This is a genomic window from Spongiactinospora gelatinilytica (genome assembly GCF_003236385.1).
Taxonomy (GTDB): Bacteria; Actinomycetota; Actinomycetes; order Streptosporangiales; family Streptosporangiaceae; genus Spongiactinospora; species Spongiactinospora gelatinilytica.
In genome coordinates this window covers 1-4,929 of sequence record NZ_POUA01000476.1, presented here as the reverse complement: position 1 = coordinate 4,929, position 4,929 = coordinate 1, and the positions used below count along the sequence as shown (strand labels likewise).

Annotated in this window: 5 protein-coding genes; 1 reads left to right on the top strand and 4 read right to left on the bottom strand. The window is 71.6% G+C overall.

The window, feature by feature from the left end:
- From C1I98_RS35140 to C1I98_RS35125, 4 genes are all read right to left on the bottom strand, one after another.
- Window positions 1-608 (bottom strand): hypothetical protein (locus C1I98_RS35140; RefSeq protein WP_111171626.1); only part of this gene is annotated, 608 nt, incomplete at its 3' end.
- Window positions 609-712: 104 nt separating this feature from the next.
- A complete protein-coding gene (locus C1I98_RS35135; protein WP_111171625.1) occupies window positions 713-1,312 on the bottom strand; it encodes a DUF4126 domain-containing protein in 600 nt (199 codons plus the stop codon).
- A gap of 72 nt (window positions 1,313-1,384) precedes the next feature.
- Window positions 1,385-2,530, bottom strand: a complete 1,146-nt coding sequence (locus C1I98_RS35130; protein WP_111171624.1) for an NAD(P)H-dependent flavin oxidoreductase — start codon at window positions 2,528-2,530, stop codon at window positions 1,385-1,387.
- The gene (locus tag C1I98_RS35125) at window positions 2,511-3,248 is read right to left on the bottom strand and encodes an acyltransferase (RefSeq protein WP_111171623.1); all 738 of its coding nucleotides are present in this window, start codon (window positions 3,246-3,248) and stop codon (window positions 2,511-2,513) included. Before C1I98_RS35125 ends, C1I98_RS35130 begins: the two co-directional genes overlap by 20 nt.
- Before the next feature lie 144 nt (window positions 3,249-3,392).
- On the opposite strand from C1I98_RS35125, the gene pyrG reads away from it, so the two are divergent.
- The coding region (pyrG, locus tag C1I98_RS35120; RefSeq protein WP_111171622.1) for a CTP synthase at window positions 3,393-4,929 on the top strand (1,537 nt) is incomplete at its 3' end.

The following is a 4,929-nucleotide window of genomic DNA, read 5'->3' as shown; positions in this document are numbered from 1 at the left end:
TCCGGGGGGCGGGCCGGGTGGTCGAGGGTGCGGCGGTACAGGTCGTCGATCTCGTCGAGGGGGTCGCGGACGACGTTGCGGCGGGCCTCCAGCTCCAGGTCGGTGCGCCCGCGCAGGTCGTCGATGCCGCTCGCGGAGTGGCCGACCTGGTCGTCCAGCAGGTCGGCGCGGATCTTGGCGCAGGTCGTGGCGAGCTTGACCTGGTGGGCGCGGAGCCGGTCGAGGGTGACGTGGTCGACGAAGCCGGAGGAGCGGCGCTGCTGGGCGTACATGGCGAGCTGCCCGTCCAGCACCTCGGCGTGCTCGGCGACCTCGCGCACCAGTACGGGCAGGTCGCCGAGGCTCCAGCCCTGGCGGGCCGCCTGGTCGAGGGCCTGGCGGGTCAGGGTGACCTCGCGGCGCAGCTCCACCCGCAGTCGCTCGGCGTCACCCGCCTCGCCGCCGCTCATCGCGTTGACGTGGGTGGCGAGCCTGGTCGTGGCGGCCCGGGCCTTTTTGGTCGCGGCCTTGCCGAGCTTGACGGCGAAGTAGAGCCCGACTCCTCCGATGATCAGGAAGAGCAGGAAGGCCACCAGGACGATCGTGATGAACGTGCTGATCGCAGACACCCCTAACCGCGGTGAGGACCGGTAGGCCCGGATATCCTGATGACATCGAGCATATCCACCCGGCGGCCTGATGAGCCGCCGGATGAGAAGGTGCCGTCACGGCTTCAGGGACCGCCACGCGTGGCGCGCGCGATGCGGCGGCGCCGCCGTACCGCCCTGATCACCCAGCACGCCGCCACGGCGAACAGCAGCAGCACCACGATCACCAGCACCGGCAGAAAGAGCGCGATCAGGCTGATGCCGATCGACCCGGCGTCCTCCACGGTGCTGACCACGGGCGCGCCCACCCCCGCCGTCGTCGCGTTGACCACCGGGCGCGCGGCCGCCTTCATCAGGTGCACGACCAGGGCCAGGGCGATGCCGAGCAGCCAGCCGACCCAAGGGTGATCGGCCATCCAGGCCGAGCCCTCCAGCTCGGCCGCGGCGGCGGTGGCGCTGAAGACGACGCCACCGGCCGCGGGCCGTACCGCCGTCTGGATGATGTCGTTGACGTGGTCCACCACGGGCACCTTGTCCAGCACCAGCTCCGCCAGCAGCAGCACGCCGATGATCAGCAGTACCGGCCACTCGGCCAGCCAGGCGTACCCCTCGGGCAGCCGCACGGCGTCGGTGAAGTTGGCCGCCAGGCCGACCACCAGCAGCGGGATGTAGGCGTTGAGCCCCGCGGCGGTGGACAGGCCGAGGCCGGTCAGTGTCGCCAGCATGCGTCCTCCCGGGCGCCGTACTCCGTCGATCGCAAGAACGCTTCCCGGCCGCCCGGAGATCCCACCCGGCGGTCACAGGTCGATGACGCCGCGCAGCCGGGCCACCGCCGCGCCGAACTCCTCGATCATCTCCTGGACCACCTGCCGCGTGGGAGCGACCCGGTCGAGCTGCCCGACGACCTGCCCCACGAAGTAGCCGGCCAGCCGCTCCGCGCCGGGGTTGCCGGACTCGGCGGCACGGCCGATCCGTGCCATCGCCGCCTCGGCGACCAGCGTCTGCAACGGCGGGGGCAGCGCCCCCGGGCTCTCGGTGGCCTCGTCCCACTCGTCGGTCCAGGCCGACTGGAGCTGGCGCGCGGGCCTGCCGGTGCGGGCGGTGGAGCGCGTGGTGTCCAGCGAGGTCGCGGCCAGCATCTTGCGCCGGACCGGCGCGGACGTCTCGGCCTCCTCGGTGGTCAGCCACACCGAACCGCACCACACGCCCTCCGCGCCGAGCGCCAGCGCCGCGGCCATCTGCCGCCCGGAGGCGATCCCGCCCGCCGCCAGCACCGGCACCTCGACGGCGTCCACCACCTGGGGGACCAGGACCATCGTGGTGATCTCGCCGGTGTGCCCGCCCGCCTCCGTGCCCTGCGCCACGATCATGTCAGCGCCGGCCGCCGCGTGCCGCCTGGCCTGCTCGACCGTGCCCACGGACGCCGCCACCGGCACCCCCGCCGCCCTGGCCTTGGCCGCCAGCGCCGGATCGGGAGCGCCGGACGCCCCCGCGATCAGCGCGATCGGGTGCTTGAGCGCCACCTCGGCGAGCGCGGCGGCCCCCTCGGGCCCGACCCTGCGGCCGAACTCCTCGGCGGGCGCGGCCAGGTACCCGGGCAGCGGATCCAGCGTGCTCACGCCGTACTTGGCGAGCAGGTGCGCCACGAAGTCGCGGTGCCGCTCGGGGATCAGGTCGGCGACCCGCGCGAACGCGTCGCCCGCCGTCGCGGTGGCCCGCAGGTCGACCGTCGCGGGCGCGGGCACGTCCACCCCGTAGGGCCGGCCGCCGACCTCCTCGTCCAGCCTGGACAGCTCGGCGTCGAGCCGGTCGGGGGAGTACGTGGCGGTGCCGAGCACGCCGAACCCGCCCGCACCGGTGACCGCCGCGACTACGTGCCGGGAGTGACTGAACGCGAAGAGTGGGTGTTCGATGCCGAAGCGTTCACAGATCGCGGTCCGCATGCGGCGAAGGTAACCCCGGGATCGCGGCCGGGTCCAGTGGAACGGGAGTCTCCTGAGGTCCGGCCGTGACCGGCCCGGAGGGCAGGAACGGCAGGTGCCAGCCCTCATCAGGGGTGTAACTGCGTATCACCCTGGCCGGGACCCCGGCGAGCACGCAATGGTCGGGGAACTCCCCCCGGACCACGGCTCCGCCCGCCACCACGGTGTGCCGGCCCAGCCGCGTCCCCGGCAGGATGATCGCCCCGGCCCCCAGCCACGACCCCGATCCGATCGTCACCGGGTTGTTGCGCGGCCACTGGCGGCCGATCGGGGTGTCCGGATCGTCGTAGACATGGTTCTGGTCGGTTATATAGACGTACGGACCGGTGAAGACATCGTCACCGATGTCGATCCACTGGTGGCCGACGATGTGCGTGCCCCGGCCGATGGAGCAGGAACGGCCGATCCGCACCACCGTCGCGGGGCCGAGATCCAGCCCCGGGTTCATGCCCGCGCTGATCGACACGCGCTCGCCGACGAGGGTCCCCTCGCCGATCTCGATCCATTCCTCCCCGAAGATCGCGCCGGTGGGAAAGGCCAGGCAGGCGCCCTCTCCCAGCCTTTTGAAGCGGTGTCCCGCGGGGCTGCGCGGTGTGATCGCGCCGGCCCGCCTGATCGCCGCCCAGGCGCGGTGGACCAGCGTTCCCGCGGCCCGCCGTACGGCATCGCGGACTGACATAACGGCCCAAGCTACCGTGCCCGCAACATAACGGAACAGCAGGTCGAGCACAGGTGGACCACGGTGTTTGATAATCTGAGAGCCCGTGGGTACGGGAGGCCGCCCACTCAACGGCCGACGATCGAGACGACCACGGGAGCCCTCTTGCGCAGCGCCGCACACACCAAACATCTGTTCGTCACCGGCGGCGTCGCCTCAAGCCTCGGCAAGGGGCTCACCGCCTCCAGCCTGGGGCGCCTGCTGAAGCTCCGCGGGCTCCGGGTGACGATGCAGAAACTCGACCCCTACCTCAACGTCGACCCCGGCACGATGAACCCCTTCCAGCACGGCGAGGTGTTCGTCACCGACGACGGCGCGGAGACCGACCTCGACATCGGCCACTACGAGCGGTTCCTGGACACCGAGCTGCACGGCTCGGCCAACGTGACCACGGGGCAGGTCTACTCCAACGTCATCGCCAAGGAGCGCCGCGGCGAATACCTCGGCGACACCGTCCAGGTCATCCCGCACATCACCAACGAGATCAAGGACCGCATCCTCGGCATGGCCGCGCGCGACGTGGACGTGGTCATCACCGAGGTGGGCGGCACGGTGGGCGACATCGAGTCGCTGCCGTTCCTGGAGGCGGTCCGCCAGGTGCGCCACGAGGTGGGCAGGGACAACTGCTTCTTCCTGCACGTGTCGCTGCTGCCCTACATCGGGCCGAGCGGGGAGCTGAAGACCAAGCCCACCCAGCACAGCGTGGCCGCGCTGCGCAGCATCGGCATCCAGCCCGACGCGATCGTGTGCCGCTCCGACCGGCCGATCACCACCAGCCTCAAGCGCAAGATCAGCCTGATGTGCGACGTCGACGAGGACGCCGTGGTCAGCGCGGTCGACGCGGCGAGCATCTACGACATCCCGAAGGTCCTGCACGCCGAAGGGCTCGACGCCTACGTGGTCCGCCGTCTCGGCCTGCCGTTCCGCGACGTCGACTGGAAGGAATGGGACCAGCTCCTGCGCCGGGTCCACCGCCCGGCCAAGGAGGTCACGATCGCGCTGGTCGGCAAGTACATCGACCTGCCCGACGCCTACCTGAGCGTCACCGAGGCGCTGCGCGCGGGCGGTTTCGCCAACGACGCCAGGGTCAACATCCGGTGGGTCAAGAGCGACGACTGCGAGACCCTCGACGGCGCGGCCCGCGAGCTGGACGGCGTGGACGGCGTGCTGATCCCCGGCGGGTTCGGCGTGCGCGGCATCGAGGGCAAGGTCGGCGCGGTGCGCCACGCCAGGGAGAACCTGGTCCCGCTGCTCGGCATCTGCCTGGGCATGCAGTGCATGATCATCGAGGCGGCGCGCACGCTGGCCGGCCTGCCCGACGCCAACAGCGCCGAGTTCCTGCCCGACACCGTGCACGCGGTGATCTCCACCATGGCCGACCAGGAAGACGTCGTCGCCGGCGAGCGCGACATGGGCGGCACCATGCGCCTCGGCCTCTACCCGGCCGAGCTCCAGGACGGCACGCTGGCCCGCAAGCTGTACGGCAAGAGCCGAGTCGAGGAACGACACCGGCACAGATACGAGGTCGCCAACTCCTACCGGGAGGGGCTGGAGAAGGTCGGCGTCGTCTTCTCGGGCCTTTCGCCCGACGGGCGGCTGGTGGAGTACGCCGAGCTGCCGGCCCCCGCCCACCCCTTCTTCA